The sequence below is a fragment of the Pseudomonas guariconensis genome (assembly GCF_024127895.1).
Classification (GTDB): domain Bacteria; phylum Pseudomonadota; class Gammaproteobacteria; order Pseudomonadales; family Pseudomonadaceae; genus Aquipseudomonas; species Aquipseudomonas guariconensis_B.
In genome coordinates this window covers 45,047-66,318 of the sequence record NZ_JAMYBK010000008.1, presented here as the reverse complement: position 1 = coordinate 66,318, position 21,272 = coordinate 45,047, and the positions used below count along the sequence as shown (strand labels likewise).

The following is a 21,272-nucleotide window of genomic DNA, read 5'->3' as shown; positions in this document are numbered from 1 at the left end:
ACAGCTTGAACAATAACAACAACGCAGGTTCCGGAGGCTTCATGAAAAACCCAACCACCCTGCCAGCGGACGGCCAGGCCATGCGCCTGCCGCTCGCCCGGGATATCGACTGGCCGCTGTTCTTGATCAGCGGCGGTTTCCTCGCGGCGTTCCTGGTCGCGGCGCTGGTCGACATCGACGCGGTATCGGCACTGGTCGATACCCTGTTCGCCTGGTCGACCAAGGCCTTCGGCCTGTACTGGCAGGTGCTGATGCTGGTGACCTTCGTGGTCAGCCTGGGCATCGGTTTCTCGAAATATGGGCGCGTGCGCCTGGGCGGCGTCGAACAACGCCCGGACATCAGCACCTTCAACTGGATCGCGGTGATCATGTGCGCACTGCTGGCAGGCGGCGGCGCCTTCTGGGCTGCGGCCGAACCGCTGATGCACTTCGCCAGCCCGCCCCCCCTGTTCGCCGGCGTGCAGCCGCACAGCGAGGCGGCGGCCACGGCGGCGCTGGCACAGTCCTTCGTGCACTGGGGCTTCCTCGCCTGGGCGGTGCTCGGCAGCCTGCTGGCGATCGTGCTGATGCACCTGCACTACGACAAGGGCCTGCCGCTGGCGCCCCGCACCCTGCTCTACCCGCTGTTCGGCGAGCGCGCCCTCAGGGGCCCGATCGGCACCCTGGCCGACGCCACCTCGATCATCGCCGTGGTCGCCGGCACCATCGGCCCGATCGGTTTCCTCGGCCTGCAAATCAGCAGCGCCCTGCACGCGGCGTGGGGCCTGCCCAACGACCTGTTCACCCAGTCGCTCACCATCGTCCTGGTGACGCTGATGTACACCGTCTCGTGCCTGGTGGGGCTCAAGGGCATCCGTTTCGTCAGCGAGATCAACGTCTGGCTGATGCTCGGGCTCGCGGTGTTCATGGTAGCGTTCGGCCCCACCCTGTTCATCCTCGGCAGCTTCCCCTCGGCCCTGGCCCTGCACGTGGAGCACTTCCTGCCGATGACCCTGTTCCGTGCCGACCCCAAGTGGCTGGATTGGTGGACGGTGTTCTTCTGGGGCTGGTTCATCGGCTATGCCCCCATGGTCGCGCTGTACGTCGCGCGGATCTCCCGGGGCCGCACCATCCGCGAGATCATCATGACGCTGTCGATCGTTGCCCCGCTGGTGACCATGTTCTGGTTCACCGTGGTCGGCGGCAGCGGCATCGGCCTGGAGCTGCAGACCCCGGGTATCGTCACCGCCCATGGCAGCCAGCCCGAAGACCTGCTGCTGGGCGTGACGCAGAACCTGCCCCTGGGTGGCCTGGTCAGTGCGCTGTTCCTGTTCCTGAGTTTCATCTCGGTGGCCACCAACGGCGACGCCATGGCCTTCACCGTGGCACTGGCGATGTCCAGCAGCGACAAGCCGAAGAAATGGCTGCGCGGTTTCTGGGCCATCGGCATGGGCCTGGCGGCCGTGGTGCTGATCACCATCGGCGCAGGCGGCGTGACGGCCCTGCAGTCCTTCATCGTCATCACCGCGGTGCCGGTGTCGCTGCTGATCCTGCCGGCGCTGTGGGATGCCGTGCGCATCGCCCGGCACATGGCCCACGCACAAGGCCTCTGAACATGATGCATCCAGGAACCCTAACAATGTCCAACACCCTGTTCGCAGCGCACGCGCTGCGCCCCGCCAGCCAGGTCATGGACCTGGCCCGGCTGGGCAGCCACTTCCAGAGCCCCTTGAGCTTCGTGCGCAGCAGCATGCGCCGGATGATGAACCAAGGCTGGCGCATCCAGCGCAGCCGTTTCGACCTCGATGGCGAAGGTTTCGGCACCGTCATCTACCGCATCGACACACCGAATGCGCACTACCACTGCGTGATCTTCTCGGCCTACCTGCCGCCGGAAAAACGCAGCGACCGGGTGATCGCCGACCAATGGGACGTGAGTTTCGTGCTGCTGGCCGGGGACGTCGACGAGGCGCAACTGGCCGACCTGCAGCGCAACGTCCCCCTGCAGGAAGCCGGCCGCTTCGACGCCCGTGTGCTGGTGCTGTCGCGCGCCAACCGCAGCCTGCGCAACTTCGACCGCTTCCTCGCGGCCCTGGCCGAAGGCCAGCAGCCCGACCCGCGGCAACTGGCCGAAGTCGGCTACCTGTATCGCACCACCGCCGTCTATGGCAACGGCAAGTTCGGCATCGCCGACTTCGGCTGCCTGCATGGCAACGAGGACTTCAGCCAGCCCTTCGCGGCACAGATGTTCACCGTGTACCTGCTGCGGCACTTCAGCATCGAACAGATCGAACACATGGCGCGGGCACGCAACCCACGGCGTGCGGTGAGACTGGCCCCGGCGCTGCAACGCTACCTGGGGGTCGGCAACTCCACCGGGCTGGGCATGGCGCCATTTCTGCTCAACCACCCGCAACTGGTCGACCAGTGGGTCTGGGCACGGGAAACCGCCCTGGCCCGGGTGCTCGCGCAAGCAGCCGACCCGGCCCACATGCAGCGTCTGCATGACCTGCTGGCGCGGGCACGCCTGCACCTGCAGCAGAGCCATACCGAAGACCTGCGCCAGCACGCGCAGGACCAGCAGACCCTGGCCGACCTCGCGCCCCTGGCCGAGTGGCTCGATCGCCAGCCCACCGGCAACGACCTCTGGGCACGCCTGCTGGCCTGGAGCGAAGCGCACGCGAGCGTCGGCTGCCAGGAGTTGCTGGTCAGCCTGTTGCTGGAGCTGTACCCCGAGCAGGTGCTACCGCTGGCCGAGCAGATGGGCGTGGTCGAAGGTTGGCGCCTGGACGCACAAATGCCCCTGGCGCACCTGCGCAAGCTGATCGAAAGCCACTACGGCTGGGCGCTGGCCTACGACTTCAGCGATGCCGACGCCGAGCACTTCTTCTGGTACCGCTCCGCAGACAAGGAAGAGCCCCGCCTGGGCATGCGCGTCGAGGAACCGGGCGCCGAGAAGGAAATGCAACTGGGCATCGCCCGCAACATCCAGCAGTGCCACGCCGCACTGGTCGATCACCTGCACGCCCACCCCGATGCGCTGACTGCGCACTTTCTGATCGCCCAGCCGGCGTTCAAGGGCACGGTACGCCGCCTGCAGGGCATGGCGCTACGCAGCTATGGCGAGATCCGCGCCAACCTGCTGGCCCGCGACATGCTGCCGATCCACCTGCTGCGCTGCAAACTGGCGTTCTTCGGTGCTGGCAAGTTCGACCCCAAGTCGAGCCGCTGGGTGCGCATCACGCTGTTCCAGGGGGCGCCGCTGGTGAGCGAAATCGGCCAGCCATTCGCAGACGACTGGAACTTTGCGGTCATGCCGGACGGAGATCACTGACCATGCGCGTATCCCTCAACGAAATCCAGGTGATGTGCCGCAAGGCCTTCGAAGGCATGGGTTTTGCCGCCGGCGATTGCGAGGACGCGGCCGACATGGTCGGCTGGCTGCAATTGCAGGGGCTCGATGGCGTCGCGACGCTGGAAAAGGCCTTGGACTACCTGCGCAACGAAGCCGACCAGCCCTTTGCCCTGAGCTATGAAGACAGCGCCCTGCTGGTGATCGATGCTCGTGGCCAGAGTGTGCTGCGCTGCGCCGCGACCGTGGTGGAGCTGGCCCTGGCCAAGGCGCTGCGCACAGGCCAGGCGGTGCTGCGGATCCACCACTGCCACAACCGCCTGCTGTTGCTTGGCTACCTGTGCCGGGCCGCCGAGCTCGGCCTGGAGGTCCAGGCCCGTTGGAGCGATGCCCGTCAGTTGCACATCGCCACCTTCGCCGCGCTCGACAGCCACCCTGACCTGCACGAGCTGCCGTCGACAGCCGAGTGCATCGAACAGAGCATCACCGTCACCTTCAGCCGCCCGGCCAACTGCGCCCAGCGAGTCGCCTGCGCGCAGGCCGCGCTCAACCAAGGCTTCAGCGTCAGCGAGCACACCTGGCAGCGGCTCAAGCAACTGGCCGGGCACATCCTCGTCGAAAGCACCGAAGCCTCGCGCCGGCACGGTGCTGGAGGCGGCAGCGACGCCGATTGACAAGCCCCCTCCCATCCCCCCAGGAACACACTCATGAAATACGCCATCAAGACCGACCTGTTCGCGTCCAAAGCCCCGCTGGAGTGGGCCGTCGTCGGCAACGGCACGCTCTACACCGCGCAGATCCCCATCGATGCCCAGGGTCAGGTGGTCGCCGGCGGCATCGAAGCCCAGGCGCGCCAGACGCTGGACAACCTGCGCCATACCCTCGAGGCTGCGGGCAGCTCGCTGGATGCCGTGACCCAGGTACTGATCTACGTCACCGACCGCAGTTACCTGGCAACGGTCAATGCCGTGTACGCGCAATACTTCCAAGCGCCCTTCCCCAACCGCGCCGCGGTCGTGGTGGCAGGGCTGGCACGCGAGGAAATGCTGGTGGAACTGGTGGTCTACGCCTGCCTGCCGTTGCAGGCGTGATGCCCTGACGACAATGCTGGAGCCGCTCATAAGCCCGGCGCTGCTCTACACTTCAGGGGGCGCTTTGCGCAGAGAACAGGGACTGAAAGGGCAACGCCCCCTGTGGGAGCGGCCTTGTGTCGCGAAAGGGCTGCGAAGCAGCCCAACAGCCCATTACTTCAGGACACCTTGAAGGACTGCCCCTTACACCGGAACACCACCATGGATGCCAGAGCCCTGCGCCTCGGCAGCCTATGCCTGGCCGCCCCGCTCGCTGGCGCCCTGGCTGGCGCGCCGACCCTCGACAATACCCTCTCCACCTGTCTCGCCGCTCACCTCGCCCCCCCGCGCACAGCGCAAGGGCAAGTACTACTGCCGCTCACCCTGGAAGCCAGACGCTCCACCGGCGAGTGTGGCTGCACTTCGGCACTGATCCGTTATCGCCTGCTGGCCACGGGGGCCGGCGCCACTTCGTTCATCCTCCAGGAAGGCCTGCTCGACAGTCGCCATGCAGGCGCCCGCACGCTGATGTTGGTGGCGGATGCCCGGTTGGCTGCTGGCCGGGAAATCGAAGTGACGCTGGGGTGCAGGGCGCCTGACTGAGCCCGAACCCAATCCAGTGGTGGAGTGAGGCACCCGTAATCGACTCGCCATGGGAGCCGGCTTGCCGGCGATGGCCGCGTAGCGGCCCAGAACAGCCAATATCGAAGACGCCCGCTGCCTCGGCAACGCCCTCCCCCGCCGAACATTCGAAATACAACACATCCGGACCTAAGCACGATATTGTTTTCCATATCGAAAACATGATATTCGTTTTCGCACACCAATAATAAAACCGGAGATACAGGATGTTCGCCCTCTTCCGTCCCGCCATGCATCGGGCGCCACTGCCCGCCGAGCACGTCGACACCACCTACCGCCGCCTGCGCTGGCAGATCTTCGCCGGCATCTTCATTGGCTATGCCGGCTACTACCTGCTGCGCAAGAACTTCTCCCTGGCCATGCCCTACCTGATCGAGGAGGAAGGCTACACGCGCGGCCAGCTCGGGGTGGCCATTTCCGCCGTGGCCATTGCCTACGGCCTGTCCAAGTTCCTCATGGGCCTGGTCTCGGACCGCTCCAACCCGCGCTACTTCCTGCCGTTCGGCCTGCTACTGTCGGCATCGGTGATGTTCCTGTTCGGTTTCGCACATTGGGCCACGTCCAGCGTGACGGTCATGTTCGTGTTGCTGTTCATCAATGGCTGGGCCCAGGGCATGGGCTGGCCGGCGAGCGGGCGAACCATGGTGCACTGGTGGTCGCGCAAGGAGCGCGGCGGCGTGGTGTCGGTGTGGAACGTGGCGCACAACGTCGGCGGCGGCCTGATCGGCCCGCTGTTCCTGCTGGGCCTGGGCTGGACCAACGACTGGCACGCTGCGTTCTACGTGCCTGCGGCCGTGGCGGTACTGGTGGCGGTATTCGCCTTCGCCGCCATGCGCGACACGCCCCAGTCGGTCGGCCTGCCGCCGGTGGAGCAGTACAAGCACGATTACCCCGAAGGCTACGATGCCAGCCATGAACAGGAATTCAGCGCCAGGCGGATCTTCGTCGACTACGTGCTGCGCAATAAATTGCTGTGGTACATCGCCCTGGCCAACGTCTTCGTCTACCTGTTGCGCTATGGCGTGCTGGACTGGGCGCCGACTTACCTCAAGGAAGCCAAGCACTTCAGCGTCGACACCACGTCGTGGGCCTATTTCTTCTACGAGTGGGCCGGGATTCCCGGCACCCTGCTGTGCGGCTGGATGTCGGACCGGATCTTCCGTGGCAACCGCGGGCTGACCGGCATCGTGTTCATGGCGCTGGTCACCGTCGCCACCCTGGTCTACTGGCTCAATCCGCCGGGCAACCCGGGCATCGACATGGCTGCGCTCTTTGCCATTGGCTTCCTGATCTATGGGCCGGTCATGCTGGTGGGGCTGCAAGCGCTGGAGTTGGCACCGAAAAAAGCTGCTGGTACCGCAGCCGGTTTCACTGGGCTGTTCGGCTACCTCGGCGGCTCGGTCGCCGCCAGTGCGGCGATGGGCTACACCGTGGACCACTTTGGTTGGGACGGTGGGTTCGTGATGCTGGTGGCGGCGTGCCTGCTGGCCATTGCCTTTCTGCTACCGACGTTGCGGCATACCCAGGCGAGCAGCCGTACGCGCGAGGCATTGGCCTGAGGGCAACATGATGATCCTGGGGCTGCTTTGCAGCCCATCGCCGGCGGTGCTCACGAGTCTTGAGTCATGTAGAGGACGTTCCTGCAAGCCGCATCCTTTGTGGCCGACGCGCACCCTGTGGGAGCCGGCTTGCCGGCGATGGGGCGCGAAGCGGCCCCAAGTGACAAACCGCCTCACAGCACATGCCGATCACAACACCGGCTTGCGCCCCACGCCGCTGCGGGCCTTGGCCAGCGCTGCCAGGCGTACGGCGACGTTGGCCGCGCCATATCCGGCATACCCGCCCTTGCGCTGGAGGATCTCGAAGAAGAAACGCCCCTCGAATGGCTCGGTGTACACGTGGAACAGCTCGCCACCCTGGGCATCGCGGTCGTACAGCACGTTGTAGTAGGCCAGCTCGCTGAGGAACTCGTCGTCGAAGTCGAAGCGCGCCGCCAGGTCGTCGTAGTAGTTCAGCGGGATCTCCAGCAGCGGCACACCGGCCTCCTTGGCCCTGGCCACTTCGCGGAAGATGTCCTCGCATGCGAAGGCGATATGGTGCACGCCCGAGCCACCGTAGCTGGACAGCGCGTGGGCAATGGCGGTGTTACGGCTCTGCGAGATGTTCAGCGGCAGCCGCAGGCTGGCGCAGGGGCTACGCAAGGCGCGGCTCTTGACCAAACCGTAGGGGTCGGGCAGCACCACCTCGTCGTCGGCGGTGAAACCGAACAGGCTCTTGTAGAACAGCACCCAGCTGTCCAGCGATTCGGCCGGCAGGGCCAGGGCCATGTGGTCGATGCGCCGCAGCCCGCCGGTGGCAGCCGCCGTGGGAGCGAGGTGGAAGTCGCTGTCGTAGATGGTCTGGCCCGTGCCTGCCTGTTGCACCAGGTAGATCAGGCTGCCGTCCGGCGCACGTACCGCGGGGATCTCCCGCTCGTTCGGGCCCACCAGCCCGCGAAACGGCTGGCCACGGTAGGCGATGGCACGCTGCAGGGCCGCTTGCCCATCCTTGACCCGCAACGCTGTGGCGCACAGGGACGGGCCGTGGGCCTCGAAGAAGTTGTGGGCGAAGGAATAGGGCTCGGCGTTGAGCACGATGTTGATATCGCCCTGGCGTAGCAGGCGCACCGCCTTGCTACGATGCTGGCCGGCCACGGCGAAGCCCAGGCGCTCGAGCCAACTGCCCAGGCGCGCGCCGAGCGCCTCGTCGACGGCAAACTCGAGAAACTCCACGCCCTCGTAGGCACTGGCCGCCGGCGTATTGAACAGCACGCCCGGCTCCACGGCCTTCGCCTCCTGTTCAAGCCGCAGGCGGGTCTGCTCCTCCAGGTAGAGCAGCGAGCGCAGGCCATCGGCGGCATTCTGCCGGGGAGGGGCTGCGCGAAAACCGTCGTTGAAGATCTCCAGCGACAGCGGCCCGCGATAACCACTGGCGAGGATCGGCGCGAGAAAGCCCGCCAGGTCCATCTCGCCCTGCCCCGGGAAACAACGGAAATGCCGGCTCCACTCCAGTACGTCCATCGCCAGGATCGGCGCATCGGCCATCTGCACGAAGAAGATCTTGTCGCCGGGAATATCACGGATACCGCCAGGGTCGCCGTTGAGCGACAGGGTGTGGAAGCTGTCGAGGATCACCCCCAGGGCTGGATGGTCAGCCTGGCGCACCAGTTGCCACACCTGCTGCCAGGTATTGACGTGACGCCCCCAGGCCAGGGCTTCGTAGCCGATGCGCAGGCCGCGCTGGCCCGCGCGTTCGGCCAGCAGGCGCAGGTCATCCACCAGCACCTGCTCGTCGCCCAAGGCATCGGCCTGGACGTTGCTGCACACCAGCACCAAGTCGGTGCCCAGCTCCTGCATCAGGTCGAACTTGCGCTCGGCGCGGTCGAGGTTCTTCTGCAAGCGGTCGCGGCGGCAGCCCTCGAAATCGCGAAACGGCTGGAACAGGGTGATGGCGATGCCAAGATCGGCGCACATCTGGCGGATCTCACGGGGGCTGCCGGCGTAGTACAAAAGATCGTTCTCGAAGATCTCGACGCCGTCGAAACCGGCGGCGGCAATGGCTTCGAGCTTTTCCGGCAGGGTACCGCTCAAGGACACGGTGGCGATCGAACGCTGCATGGCTGGAGTTCCTTGTTATTGGAGCGCGGCCTTGGGCCTGCGCGCACGACAATGCCGAAAACCTGGGCAGGCTCCTGGCATGATCGATTATTGGCAGGTAAAGTCACCCCAGCAATTTATTTTGTACGGAACAGTTAGTTTTGTGTTCGATTATCGAACAAAAGCGGGTTGCACGAATTGATTCGGTGCCAAGCCGTGGGCAACCATGATTTCCAGCACAGGCCCACCTCCCCTGCCCCACGTTCGGCGGGCCCTGTGCCGAGAAGCCCAGCGTCACGACATAATAAGTTCAATAAAACGGGTACCGACCTATGCACATTTCCCTCGCCCTGCGCCCCGCCCCTGCTCGTTCGTCCTGTACAGGCGGGCTTGGCCTGCGACCGTTCGCCACCCGGCACTGACCCACTCCTGCAACCGCTCGTGCAGCGACGCTCGCCGGCCCGTAGAACGGCGCCCGACGTCCCCGCCCGGTGACCTACAAGAACAAACGGAGACAACGATGGCCCACTCCAGCTCCCAAGCCAAGAAAGCGACCGCCAGCGGGTGGATAGGCTCGGCACTCGAGTACTACGACTTCTTCATCTATGCCCAGGCCGCGGCGCTGATCTTCCCGCAGATCTTCTTCCCGTCCAGCGACCCGAAAATGGCTATCGTCGCCTCGCTGGCGACCTACGGCGTCGGCTACCTGGCGCGCCCGCTGGGCGCCTTCGTGCTCGGCCACTGGGGCGACACCCGCGGCCGCAAGAACGTGCTGCTGCTGTGCATGTTCCTGATGGGCCTGTCGACCATGGCCGTGGGCCTGCTGCCAACCTACGAGGACATCGGCTTCCTCGCCCCGGCCCTGTTGGTGGTATTGCGCCTGGTCCAGGGCTTCGCCGTGGCCGGCGAGATCTCCGGGGCCAGCTCGATGATCATGGAGCACGCACCGTTCGGGCGCCGTGGCTATTACGCCAGCTACACCCTGCAAGGCGTGCAGGCCGGCCAGGTGATGGCGGCGGCGGTGTTCCTGCCGCTGGCTTACTTCATGCCCAGCGAAGCGTTCAACGACTGGGGCTGGCGTATTCCGTTCCTGCTGAGTGCGCTGGTGCTGGTGGCCGGTTTCATCATCCGCAGGGAAGTCCACGAGACGCCGGCCTTCGTCCAGGAAGAGCAGCAAGACAAAGTGGCCAAGTCGCCGATCAGCGAAGCCTTCCGCCACAGCTGGAAGTGCATGGTGCTGGTGATGTTCATGTCGCTGATGAACGTGATCCCGGTGGTCGCCACCATCTTCGGCGCGGCCTACGCGGTGCAGCCGGCCTACGGCGTGGGCTTCGACAAGAGCGTGTACCTGTGGATCCCGGTGGTGGGCAATATCGTCGCGGTGCTGGTGATCCCCTTCGTCGGCAACCTGTCCGACAGGATCGGCCGTCGCCCGACCATGATCGCCGGCTGCCTGGGCTCGGGCCTGCTGGCGTTCGTCTACCTGTACGCCATCAGCATCCAGAGCGTGCCCCTGGCCTTCGTCACCTCGATCCTCATGTGGGGCATGGTCTACCAGGGCTACAACGCCGTGTTCCCCAGCTTCTATCCGGAGCTGTTCCAGACCCGCTACCGGGTATCGGCCATGGCCATCGCGCAGAACATCGGCACCATGCTCACGGCGATGCTGCCGGCGCTGTTCGCCACCGTCGCCCCGCCCGGTTCAGGCAACATCCCGCTGGTGGTCGGCGGCCTGGCGTTCTTCATCACCTGCCTGTGCGCCCTGGCGGCCTACATCGCGCCGGAGACCCATCGCCTGGCCATGGAAGACCTGGGCAACCCGCAGGCCAAGCCGATGGAGAAGGAAGCCTACGAGGCCAGCCGCAAGAGCAGCTTTCAGGCGATGAGCCACTGAGTTTCCCCGGGGCTGCGCTGCAGCCCATCGCCGGCAAGCCGGCTCCCTGGTTGGCGCCGCTCTCAGGCATGGCGCGGTCTGTGTGGGAGCGGGCTGGCCCGCGAAGGGGCGCGCAGCGGCCCCAGGCGCTGTCAAGCAGCGACGACAGCCTGCAACCGCTCCCACAACCGCTGCACATGCTCACGCTCGGTGGGCAGCGCCCCCACCGATACCCGTACCATCCAGCGCCCCTCCAGGGTCGCCGGGGTCACGTAGGCCTGCCCGGAGCCATTGAGCCTGTCGGCCCAGGCACGGGTGTGGGCATCCAGCGCCTCGCCGTCCAGCCCTGCCGTGCGATGGCGGATGCACAGGGTCTGCAACTGCACCGGTGCCAGCAACTCCCACTGCGGTGCCGCCTCGACCTGCTCGGCCAGCCAACGGGCGTTGTCCAGGTCGCGGCGCAGGCGCTGTTGCAGGGCCTCGACACCTTCGCTGCGCAGCATGAACCACAGCTTCAGGGCACGGAAGCGGCGGCCCAGGGGGATGCCCCAGTCACGCAGGTTCTTGACCTCGCCATCGACCGCCGATTGCAGGTAGCTGGGGTTGGTGCTCATCACCCGGATCAGGTGCTGGGGATCGCGTACGTAGTAGATCGAGCAGTCGAACGCCACGCCCAGCCACTTGTGGGCATTGACCACCACCGAGTCGGCCTGCTCGATGCCGTCCCACATCCAGCGGCACTCGGGGAGGATCATCGCCGAGCCGGCCATGGCCGAGTCGACGTGCAGCCATAACCCGTGGGCCTGGGTGATGGCACCGATCGGGCCCAGCGGGTCGAGGGCCGTGGTGGTGGTGGTGCCGGTGGTGGCGACCACCGCGCAGGGTTGGTTGCCGGCGGCCAGGTCCTGTTCGATGGCGGCCTGCAACGCCTCGGGGCGCATGGCGAAGCGCTCGTCGGTGGGGATCAGGCGGATGTTGTCGCGGCCGAAGCCCGCCAGCAATGCGGCCTTGTCCACCGAGCTGTGGGCATGGGCGCTGACATAGACGACCAGCGGCTTGGCCTGGCCTTGCAGGCCGCCACGGACCAGGGCGTAGTCGCTGGCGCGCTCGCGGGCGCAGATCAGCGCCAACAGCGTGCTGGTCGAGGCCGTGTCCTGGATCACGCCGCTCCACTGCGCCGACAGGCCGAGCAACTGGCGCAGCCAGTCGAGGGTGGTTTCCTCCAGCTCGCTCAGGGCCGGGCTGGACTGCCAGGACAGGCCCAACACGCCAAGCCCGGTGCTGAGGAAATCGCCCAGCACCGACGACAGGGTGCCGTTGGATGGGAAATAGCCATAGAAATCCGGATGCTGCCAGTGGGACAGGCCCGGCATCAGCAGCGTGTCCACGTCGGCGAGGATCGTCTCGAACGGCTCGCCCTGCTGCGGCGCACCGGCCGGCAAGGCGGCCTTGAGGTAACCGGGCTCGACCTGGGCCATCACCGGACGCTCGGCGACGCCCTGGCGGTAGTCGGCGATCAGGTCGATCAGTTGGTGGCCATATTGGCGGAATTGTTCCGGGGTCACGGGCGGTCTCCTTGGCGAGCGGTCGGGGGGATGGCGGTGGTCGTTCGGGACGGTGGGTTGGGACTTGCCGGCGATGGGCTGCAAAGCGGCCCCACTACTCTCGAACAACCCGCGCCACCTGGCCAGTCTAGGGACCGATCCGTCGCCGAAGAACCCCGCTTCGCGCATAGCTGCTATGGCGAAGGCGCATGCCCGCCCTGCACACCGAACTGCGACTGGCGCCACAGCTCGAATACCCGGTTGCGCAGCCAGCGGTGCTCGGCCGACGCCTGCAGGCGCTGGTGCCAGACCACCCAGTAGCGCTGGGTATGCTCGATGAAGCACAGCGGCCGCCAGGCCAGCCGGTGCAGGCGGCAAAGCTGGCGGGCGATGTGCTCGGGCACAGTGGCCAGGGCCTGGCCGTTACCCAGTACCTGCACGGTGGCGGAGAAGAACGGCACTTCCAGGCCGATCCGCCGCTGCAGGCCCTGGGAGCGCAGGTGGCGGTCGATGAAGCTGTCCTTGTCGCCGCCGCCAGAGATGCGCACGTGCTTGAAGGCCAGGTAGTCGTCCTGGCTCAAGCCGTCACGGGCGGTCAGCGGATGGTCGTGGCGCATCAGGCACACGGCCCGGTCCTCGCCGAGCAAGCGACCGTGCAGGTTGGGTGGCGACTCGTCGAACAGCGTGGTGGCCAGGTCGATCTCGCCGCTGGCCAGCAGGGCATACTGGCCGGCCTGCCAGGTGCGGTACTCCAGGGACACGCCCGGCGCCTCGCGTTCCAGCGCTGCCACCAGCAGCGGCAGCATGTGCTCGGCCACATAGTCCGAGGCGGCCAGGCAGAAGCGCCGCTCGCAACGCGCCGGGTCGAAGGCTGCCGGCTGGCGCAGGGCCTGTAGCTCCTCCAAGACCTGGCGCAGGGGCTCGACCAAGGCTTCGGCATGCTCGCTGAGCACATAGCCGCGCCCCTGGCGCACCAGCAACGGGTCGTCGAAGGCCTCGCGCAGGTGAGCCAGTTGGCGGCTCAGGGCTGACTGGCTACAGCCCAGGCGCTCGGCGGCGTGGCTGAGGTTCTTCAACTGCAGGAGGCAGTCGAGGGTGCGCAGGTGGGCGAGGCTGAGGGAGGCGAAGGTCGGGTTCATCGGTCGGCTCCAGGGCCCTGGCGAGGGCTACGCCCTCGATCGCGGGCAAGCCCGCTCCCACAGGGACCGCGCTGGCCACACAGGATGCGGTTCGCAGGGCCATGTGGGACCAACTGTCCGCTCCCACAGGGCCGAGTCGACCACAAATGATGCGGTTGGCAGGGCCCCTGTGGGAGCGGGCTTGCCCGCGAATGGGGCGCAAGGCGCCCCCAATGGCACAGATCAGTCAGTCAGGCCGACATAGACGTTCTGCACGTCATCGTGGTTGTCGATCGCTTCGAGGAACGCCTCGACCTCGGCCAGGGCCTCGGCACTCAGGCTGGCGGCGCTCACCGGGTTCTTCGGGGTATAGCCGATCTTCGCCGAGGTGACGGTGAAGCCATGCTCCGGCAGGGCCTTCTGCACCGCATCCAGGTCGGTGGTATCGGTGATGAACAGGGTCGAGCCCTCTTCCTCGCCTTCCTCGAAGTCCTGGGCGCCGGCTTCGATGGCCGCCAGCTCAGGGTCGGCGTCGCCGTTCGGGGTGGCCTCGATCAGGCCGACGTGGTTGAAGTCCCAGGCCACGGCGCTGCCCAATTGGCCCTTGCGAAACAGCACACGGATCTCGGCGACGGTGCGGTTGACGTTGTCGGTCAGGCACTCGACGATCAGCGGCACCTGGTGCGGGGCGTAGCCTTCGTAGGTGACCGCGTTGTACTGCACCGACTCGCCATCCAGGCCGGCGCCCTTCTTGATCGCGCGCTCCAGGGTCTCGCGGGTCATCGAGGCTTTCTTGGCTTGCTCGATCGCCAGGCGCAGGCGCGGGTTCATGTCCGGATCGGCGCCGGACTTGGCGGCGATCTGAATTTCCTTGGCCAGCTTGCCCATGATCTTGCCCTTGGCATTGGCTGCGGCTTCTTTATGTTTGGCTTTCCACTGTGCGCCCATGTCGACTCTCTTTGTTCCAGCGGCCGGTTCAGGAAGCGACCGGCCAAAAGTGGGAGCAGTTTATACGCCCTCGCCCACCTGATCGACAAGAAATCTCATGCAGCACGGCCGCTGGAAATGGCCTTGCACCCGCGCAAGGGCCGCCGCGCGGCCCTCCCGGCCATCAGGCCTTGTCGGCCTTGCCCGCCGCCGCGGCGAAACGTGCCAGGCGCACATCCAGGCGGCGCGGGCGCACGCCGCGGTCCTCGGCGCGCTCCTTGCGGCGGATGGCGTTGCGCACCATCAGCGAGCCCAGGTAGCGGATCGGCTCCGGCGGGAATTGCCCCAGCGGGCCCTTGACCAGCGGCGAGCGGGTCCAGGGGTTGTCCAGGCCCAGCACCAGCGACGAGAGGATCTGCCCACCCATGTGGCAGGGCCCGACACCACTGCCCGAGTAGCCGAAGCCATAGAACACGTTGCCCTGCCCATCCAGCCGGCCAAAGAACGGCAAGCCGGTCACCGAGCGGTCCGAGGGGCCGTTCCAGCTGGCCGCCAGCGGCACCTGCGCCAGGGTCGGGAAAAACTCGCCGAGGCTTTCGCGCAACAGTGGCTGGTACGGCGACGGCTGGTCGAACACCGGCAGCATACGCCCACCATAGGCGAAGGTATTGCCGCCCTTGCCGAGCATCAGCCGACCGTCGCTGGTGTTGTGGTAGTAATGCACGAAGATGCGCGAATCGAGGACGCTGATGCCGCTGTCCAGGCCGATCTCGCGCAGCAGTTCCGGGCAGGGCTCGGTGATCACCATGTCGCTGGAAACGATCGCCACGCTGCGCTCGAACTGGGGAAAGGCCCGCGCCATCCAGGCATTGAGGCCGAGCACCACCCGGTCGGCACGGACGGTCCCGCCCCGGGTGCGCACCTGCACCGGCGCCCCATGCTCCAGGCCCGTCATCGCCGTGCCCTCGTGGATGCGCACGCCCCGCTGCAAGGCCACCCGGCGCAGGCCGCGCACCAGGCGCCCCGGCTGCACGGTGGCGGCGGCCGGCGAGTACCAGCCTTCCAGGTGGCGGGCGGAGCCGGCCAGGCGCTGCACCTGCTCCAGCGCCAGGCGCTGGAACGAATTGATGCCCCTCTGCTCCAGCGCGGCGATCACCGCATCGGTGCCACCGACCTGGGCGGCGTTGGTGGCGGTGTACAGGGTGCCGTCCATGCGGTAGTCGCAGTGGATGCCGTTGGCCGCGCAGAACTCGCCGATGGCGCCGATGCTGCGCTCCGACTCGCGCACCAGGCGCACGGCCTCCGCCATGCCGAACAAGCGCTCGAGGGTGAAGTACTTGGCCGACCATGACAGCGCGCAACCACCGTTGCGCCCGCTGGCGCCGGCACCGCAGATGTCCGCCTCGATCAACAGCACATCCAGCGCCGGCGCCTGCTCCTTGAGCATCAGCGCGGTCCACAGCCCGGTGTAGCCGCCGCCGACGATGCACACGTCGCAGCGCACGTCGGCATCCAGCGGCGGGCATACCGCCTCGTCTTCCTGGTCCAGGGCCTGTTGCAGCCAAAAGGGTCTCATCTGCTCACTTTCCTTTAGGTACGGGCCGGCTTGATCGCCATGCCGGTATTGGGTGCCACGTCGTTGGCCTGCACGGCGCTGGCCGGGCGGCTGTTCCAGTGCGGCAGCAGGACCAGGGCGGAGAACAGCGCGGTGCCGGAGAAAATGATGAACACCGTGACGCTGTCGAAATACCCCGGCAGCAGGCCACCGAGCACCGCTCCCACCGAGCCGCAACCATTGACGAAGCCCGCCGCGGTGGCGCCGGCCTTGGCCGTGCCGAAGTCGATCGCCGCAGCGCCGCTGATCATTGAGTCCGGGCCGTACAGGGTCAGGCCCATGACGAACAGCAAGGCCACCACCAGGATCACGCTGCCGCTGTGCATCGCCGCCATGAACGCCGCCAGGGTGGCGGTCAGCAGCACCAGGCTGATCACGCAGGCGGGCATGCGCCGGGCGCCGAACAGCTTGTCCGAGGCCAGGCCGATGATGATCGGCCCGAGCAGCCCGGCCAGCTCGAAGGCGGTGGGAATGATGGCCGCGCCGACCTTGCCCACCGAGGGCATTTGTTCGAAGACGATCACCGGGCCCCAGAACAGGATGGCGTAGCGCGCAGGCTTGAGCATGAAATAGGCCAGGCCCAGGGTCAGCACCGTGCGGTTGCTGAGGATCTCCCGCAGCGGCGCCCAGACACTGCACAGGTTCGCCGCCGGCGCCATGCTCTGCGGCTCCGGCTCCACCGCCGGCAGGCCGACATCCTCGGGCTTGTTGCGCTGCAGGATGAAGAACAGCACCGCCACCCCGGCCACCACCGCGGCACTGGAGAAGAATGCCGCGTGCCAGCTACCCACCAGGGTGTAGGCCCACCAGCCGGCGAAGGGCGAGGCCACCAGGCCGCCGAAGGCGTAGCACGAGCTCCACAGGCCCAGCACCCGGCCACGCTGGACGGCCGGGAAGAAACTGCCGATGTTCTTGCACAACCCCGCCCAGCCGGTGGACTGCGCCAGCCCCTGGACCAGCATGCACGTGGCGAAGATCGGGAAGGTCGCATAGCTGCCCATCACCACGGCCGCCGCCGCCGAGATCAGCAGCCCGCCGAGCACCACCACGCGCGGGCCGAAGCGGTCGGCGAGCATCCCCCAGGTGAACTGGCCCACCGCGTAGGCGGCCAGGTAGATGGCGTCGAGGTTGGCCATGGCGGCCTTGTCGAGCATGAAATCGGGGTCTTCACCAATGCCCAGCTTGGCGACGGAAAACGCCTTGCGGGTGAAGTAGAAGGCAGCATACGCCAGCCAGGTGATCGCGAAGATCTGGATGCGCCAACGCTTGATGGCGGCTAGGGATTGATTCATTTGACTCTGACCTCTTGCTCAAGTGTGCCGGCAGAATGTGAAGAAACGCCTGTCTTGTTGTTGTGTTGCGCACTGCATGACGGAGGGCCGTCATCTGGTCAGATGGCACCGCGGGTCTGGCGTGACCGGGGCGGCGCCATGGCCGCTGGCAGCCTGTAAAGGGCCACCGGGCTGGTCGTTATGGAACCAGTTGATGACTGATAAATAAAATCGATTTATCGTATTTCACACATAAGCCCAACTTGTTACCGGAGCGCTCATGTCGGTCTCACACGCTCAACTCAAGGCGTTTCACGCCGTCGCCGAACACGGCAGCTTCACCCGCGCCGCCGATAAACTGTTTCTCACCCAACCAGCGGTTTCCGACCAGGTACGCAAGCTCGAAGAGCGCTTCGGCGTGCTGCTGTTCCACCGCAACAAACGCTCGGTACGGCTGACCGACCTGGGCGAGCGCCTGCTGGGCATCACCCAGCGCCTGTTCGCCTGCGAAACCGAGGCTGTCGAACTGCTGCAGGACTCCCGTGCCCTGCACACCGGCAGCCTGGTGCTGGCGGTGGACGCGCCGGTGCACGTGCTGCCGCAGATCGCCCGTTTCTGCCAGCGCTACCCTGGCATCCAGGTGAAGATCGAGACCGGCAACACCGACGAGTCCCTGGCCCGGCTGTTCAGCTACCAGGCCGACCTGGCCCTGCTCGGCCGTGATGTCGACGATGAGCGGCTCTACTGCGTGCCCATGCGTCGCGACCCGATGGTGGCCTTCGTGTCCCATGACCATCCTTGGGCCAGCCGTGGCTCGATCAGCCTGGCCGACCTGGACGACACGCCGCTGGTGCTGCGCGAACCCGGCTCGGTGACGCGCCAGACCCTCGAGGAAGAGATGCAACGTGCGGGCCTGCGTATCCGTCCGGCGATCCAGGTCGAAGGCCGCGAGGCGGCGCGTGAGGCGGTGGTGGTGGGGATCGGCGTGGGGGTGGTGTCGGCGGCGGAGTTCGGCGCCGATGCGCGCGTCTGTGCATTGCCGATCGTCGATTGCCAGCGGCATTTGACCGAGACGCTGGTGTGCCTGAGCGAGCAGCGCACACGGCGGGTGGTGGCGACGTTCCTGCAGATGGTGCAGGAAGGGCTTTGAGAACACACAGGCCAGGTATTGGCTGGAAGTTACCCGCACAGTGGTGGAGGCAGGCGCAACAACCAACCAAGCCATACCCACCCGCCTATGCTCAGATGACTGCCCCCTGCGAAGGTCCGCCATGTTCTACCGCCTGGCCGCCGACGCCCTGGTCCTGCTGCACCTGGCCTTCATCCTGCTGGTGCTGTTCGGCGGCCTGTGGGTGCTCCGGTGGCGCCCCGCCCTGCTCATCCACCTGCCCGCCCTGGCCTGGGGCCTGGCGGTGGAGTGCCTGCACCTGGAATGCCCACTGACCGACTGGGAGAACCATATGCGCGCTGCCGCTGGCGTGGCCGGCTACCAGGGCGGCTTCATCGAGCACTACATCTGGCCGCTGATCTACCCGCCCGGGCTGACGCCACAGGTCCAGGTGCTGCTGGGCCTGTTCGTGTTGCTGCTCAACCTCGGCGTGTATGGCTACGTGCTCTGGCGCTGGCGGCGTACTAGCGCGTAGCGACCACGAACAAACGCGGAAACGCCAGCAGCACCTTGCCGTCGCTGGCCGGCGGATAGTCATGCTGCATCGCCTGCAGGTACAGCTGCAGAAAGTCCGCCTGCTCCCGCTCGTCCAGGCGCGCCAGGTACGGGCGCAGCGCCGAGCCCTTGAACCACTCCACCACCGCCTCGGCGCCACCGGCCAAGGGGTGGTGATAGGTGGTGCGCCATACATCCACGCGGGTGCACAGCGGGCTGAGCAGGTCGTAGTAGAACGCCGCGTTGTGCCGGGGCGGCAACGAGAAGTCGGCGAACCTGGCCGCCCAGGGCCCCTGGCTGGCGATTTCGCGCAACTGCCGGTGGGCGGGCTCGTCGAGGTTGTCCGGGGTCTGCACCGCCAGGCTGCCACCCTCGCTCAACTGGCGGACCAGGTGCGGATAGAGGGCGCCGTGGTCTGCGACCCATTGCAGCGAGGCGTTGGCCAGGATCAGGTCCTGGGGCTCGGCGGCCGACCAACCGGCAATCTCAGCGATCTCGCAGCGCACCTGGGGCACGCACAGGCGCCGCCGCTGGCGAGCCTTGTCGATCATGTCCGGGTCGCTGTCCAGAGCGACGACCAGGGCATCGGGATGGTGCTGGCGCAGCACTTCGGTGGAATTGCCCGGGCCGCAGCCCAGGTCCGTGGCATGGCGCACCGGCCGCGGCGGTACCGCCGCCAGCAGGTCGCGCACCGCGCGGGTACGTTCGTCTTCGAAAAGTGAATACTGGGTGGCGGACCAAGCCATGGCGGGTTCCTTCGGCAGGCTGAATGTCTGGAGGCCAGTGTGGCGGATGCCTGTACTCGCAATCGAGCACAGGCATCCGCCACACTGGCCTCCAGCATAAGCCATCTGCAGCCGCATGGCCGGCCCAGCGAGGGCTCGGTCATGCGGGAAGGCAACCTCAGTGCTGCCGGGAGGTGCGCAGTTGGTGGACCACGCCCATCGCCACCACGATGGCTGCGGCGATGCCGGTGGAGATCACCAGGATCTGGTAGTCAGGCATGAACGCCATGACCACCAGGCAGACGATGATGAAGGCGATCACCAGGTAGGTCAGCCAGGGGAACAGCCACATCTTCAGGCGCACTTCCTTGCCTTCGGCCACCAGCTTGCGACGCATGCGCAGCTGCGAGAAAGCGATCACCAGGTACACCAGCAGGGCGATCATGCCGGTGGTGTTCATCAGGGTCTCCAGCACGTCCTTCGGGCGCAGGGTCTCACTGAAGTTGATCAGGGCGCAGAAGATGGCCACGGCGCACGACCCCATGATCGCGTACACCGGCACGCCGGTACCGGCACGTGTGATCTTGAAGAACGACGGCGCGTCGCCACGCTGGGACAGCGAGAACAGCATGCGCGAGGCGGTGTAGTGGCCGGAGATCAGGCAACTGCTCACCGAGGTCAGCACCACGAAGTTCATCAGCAGCTCGGCATACGGCACGCCCAGCAGCTCCAGGGTGCGGCGGTAGGCGCCATAGCCGGACTCGCCCAGGTGCGGGTCGTTCCACGGCACCAGGCAGACGATCAGGAAGATCGAGCCCACGTAGAACAGGCACACACGCCATACCACGGAGTTGGTGGCCTTGACGATCTGGGTGGACGGGTCCTTGGATTCGGACGCGGCGATGGTGACGATCTCGGCGCCGAGGAAGGCGAACATCACCCCGAGCAGCGCACCGATCACCGTGGTGAGGCCGTTGGGCATGAAGCCTTCGCTGGTCAAGTGGCTGATGCCACGCACCTCGCCGAACTGCCAGATGTTGAACACGGCCGCGGTGCAGACGATCAGGAAGCAGACGATGGCCACCACCTTGATCAAGGCGAACCAGAACTCGAACTCACCGTAGTGCTTGACGTTGAAGAAGTTGACCGTGATCAGCACACAGGTGGTGGCCAGCACGAACACGTTGACGCTGATACCAGGGAACCAGCCATGCAGGATCTTGCCCGCCACGTAGGCTTCCCAGGCCATGAGGATGACCCAGTACCACCAGTACAGCCAACCGATGGTGAAACCGGCCCAGCGGCCGATGGCGCGGTCGGCGTAGGTGGAGAACGAGCCGGTGTCCGGCGAGGAGGTCGCCATCTCGCCGAGCATGCGCATGATCAACACCACCAGGATGCCGCCGGCGAGATAGGCGAGGACCGCGGCGGGGCCTGCGCTGTGGATCACGCTGCCGGAACCGACGAACAAGGCGCCGCCGATGACCCCAGCGATCGACATCATCGTCAGGTGGCGCGACTTGAGCGAAGCACTGAGTTTGCTCTCGTGCTCCCCTTTCGCGGCCGTGGTGGATAGGGATGTTGCGTCCATCAGTTGTGTACCCCGTGCTTCTTTTTATCCAAGGAAAAACTGTGAAACCCCGATGGCTATCGGTCTCACCTGTACATCAGCGCCGGCGGCCGGCGTGCTGAACCCGACTGCTCGAATTCAACCTGCCGGCCACCCGTACGGGCAGGAGGTGTGCGAAAACACACGCAGGCCTTCCATGGCGGCCTGCTGACGTGCCCGGGGGTTGCCTCCCGGGTGAACTGAAATGCTTTGTCTGGCGATATCTGACACCTAATGTAAAAATGTCGG

17 protein-coding genes are annotated in these 21,272 nt (G+C 66.3%); 9 read left to right on the top strand and 8 right to left on the bottom strand.

Annotated elements, in window-relative coordinates; genetic code table 11:
• Window positions 1–41: 41 nt before the first annotated feature.
• From NJF35_RS11195 to glpT, 6 genes are all read left to right on the top strand, one after another.
• Complete coding sequence (locus tag NJF35_RS11195) at window positions 42–1,592, top strand: BCCT family transporter (protein ID WP_253091042.1); 1,551 nt, start codon at window positions 42–44, stop codon at window positions 1,590–1,592.
• A gap of 26 nt (window positions 1,593–1,618) precedes the next feature.
• Window positions 1,619–3,313 carry a hypothetical protein gene (locus NJF35_RS11190; protein WP_225789164.1) on the top strand — a complete coding sequence of 565 codons (1,695 nt, stop codon included), beginning with the start codon at window positions 1,619–1,621 and terminating at the stop codon, window positions 3,311–3,313.
• Between the two features lie 2 nt (window positions 3,314–3,315).
• Window positions 3,316–4,005: a DUF3726 domain-containing protein gene (locus NJF35_RS11185; protein ID WP_225789163.1), complete on the top strand. Its 690-nt coding sequence runs from the start codon at window positions 3,316–3,318 to the stop codon at window positions 4,003–4,005.
• A gap of 33 nt (window positions 4,006–4,038) precedes the next feature.
• Entirely contained in the window at window positions 4,039–4,422 is a 384-nt protein-coding gene (locus NJF35_RS11180) for a RidA family protein (protein ID WP_225789162.1), read from the top strand.
• A gap of 201 nt (window positions 4,423–4,623) precedes the next feature.
• Window positions 4,624–5,004, top strand: coding sequence for a DUF2195 family protein (locus NJF35_RS11175; protein WP_225789161.1), 381 nt, complete (start codon window positions 4,624–4,626; stop codon window positions 5,002–5,004).
• A gap of 245 nt (window positions 5,005–5,249) precedes the next feature.
• Complete coding sequence (gene glpT / locus NJF35_RS11170; protein WP_253081536.1) at window positions 5,250–6,602, top strand: glycerol-3-phosphate transporter; 1,353 nt, start codon at window positions 5,250–5,252, stop codon at window positions 6,600–6,602.
• A gap of 189 nt (window positions 6,603–6,791) precedes the next feature.
• On the opposite strand, the gene quiC is transcribed toward glpT, so the two are convergent.
• Entirely contained in the window at window positions 6,792–8,699 is a 1,908-nt protein-coding gene (gene quiC / locus NJF35_RS11165) for a 3-dehydroshikimate dehydratase QuiC (RefSeq protein ID WP_225789159.1), read from the bottom strand.
• A 499-nt stretch (window positions 8,700–9,198) separates the two neighbouring features.
• On the opposite strand from quiC, the gene NJF35_RS11160 reads away from it, so the two are divergent.
• A complete protein-coding gene (locus NJF35_RS11160) occupies window positions 9,199–10,572 on the top strand; it encodes an MFS transporter (RefSeq protein WP_225789158.1) in 1,374 nt (457 codons plus the stop codon).
• Between the two features lie 131 nt (window positions 10,573–10,703).
• Here the strand turns inward: NJF35_RS11160 and NJF35_RS11155 are convergent, their stop codons facing one another.
• From NJF35_RS11155 to NJF35_RS11135, 5 genes are all read right to left on the bottom strand, one after another.
• Complete coding sequence (locus tag NJF35_RS11155) at window positions 10,704–12,116, bottom strand: DOPA decarboxylase (RefSeq protein WP_253091041.1); 1,413 nt, start codon at window positions 12,114–12,116, stop codon at window positions 10,704–10,706.
• 173 nt (window positions 12,117–12,289) lie between these two features.
• Window positions 12,290–13,234: a LysR family transcriptional regulator gene (locus NJF35_RS11150; protein WP_253091040.1), complete on the bottom strand. Its 945-nt coding sequence runs from the start codon at window positions 13,232–13,234 to the stop codon at window positions 12,290–12,292.
• 222 nt (window positions 13,235–13,456) lie between these two features.
• Window positions 13,457–14,161, bottom strand: coding sequence for a YebC/PmpR family DNA-binding transcriptional regulator (locus NJF35_RS11145; protein WP_225789155.1), 705 nt, complete (start codon window positions 14,159–14,161; stop codon window positions 13,457–13,459).
• Between the two features lie 163 nt (window positions 14,162–14,324).
• On the bottom strand, window positions 14,325–15,716 hold the full coding sequence (locus tag NJF35_RS11140) for an FAD-dependent oxidoreductase (RefSeq protein ID WP_225789154.1): 1,392 nt from the start codon (window positions 15,714–15,716) through the stop codon (window positions 14,325–14,327).
• Between the two features lie 14 nt (window positions 15,717–15,730).
• Entirely contained in the window at window positions 15,731–17,047 is a 1,317-nt protein-coding gene (locus NJF35_RS11135; protein WP_225789153.1) for an MFS transporter, read from the bottom strand.
• Window positions 17,048–17,306: 259 nt separating this feature from the next.
• Between NJF35_RS11135 and NJF35_RS11130 the strand changes: the two genes are divergently transcribed.
• Both NJF35_RS11130 and NJF35_RS11125 read left to right on the top strand, forming a co-directional pair.
• Window positions 17,307–18,176, top strand: coding sequence for a LysR substrate-binding domain-containing protein (locus NJF35_RS11130; RefSeq protein ID WP_225789152.1), 870 nt, complete (start codon window positions 17,307–17,309; stop codon window positions 18,174–18,176).
• Between the two features lie 121 nt (window positions 18,177–18,297).
• The gene (locus NJF35_RS11125; RefSeq protein ID WP_225789151.1) at window positions 18,298–18,669 is read left to right on the top strand and encodes a DUF2784 domain-containing protein; all 372 of its coding nucleotides are present in this window, start codon (window positions 18,298–18,300) and stop codon (window positions 18,667–18,669) included.
• Here NJF35_RS11125 and tam read toward each other — a convergent pair.
• Together tam and NJF35_RS11115 are read right to left on the bottom strand one after the other, a co-directional pair.
• The gene (gene tam, locus NJF35_RS11120) at window positions 18,659–19,435 is read right to left on the bottom strand and encodes a trans-aconitate 2-methyltransferase (RefSeq protein WP_253091039.1); all 777 of its coding nucleotides are present in this window, start codon (window positions 19,433–19,435) and stop codon (window positions 18,659–18,661) included. The genes NJF35_RS11125 and tam overlap by 11 nt on opposite strands.
• 157 nt (window positions 19,436–19,592) lie before the next feature.
• Window positions 19,593–21,005, bottom strand: coding sequence for an amino acid permease (locus NJF35_RS11115; RefSeq protein ID WP_225789149.1), 1,413 nt, complete (start codon window positions 21,003–21,005; stop codon window positions 19,593–19,595).
• Between the last annotated feature and the right edge of the window lie 267 nt (window positions 21,006–21,272).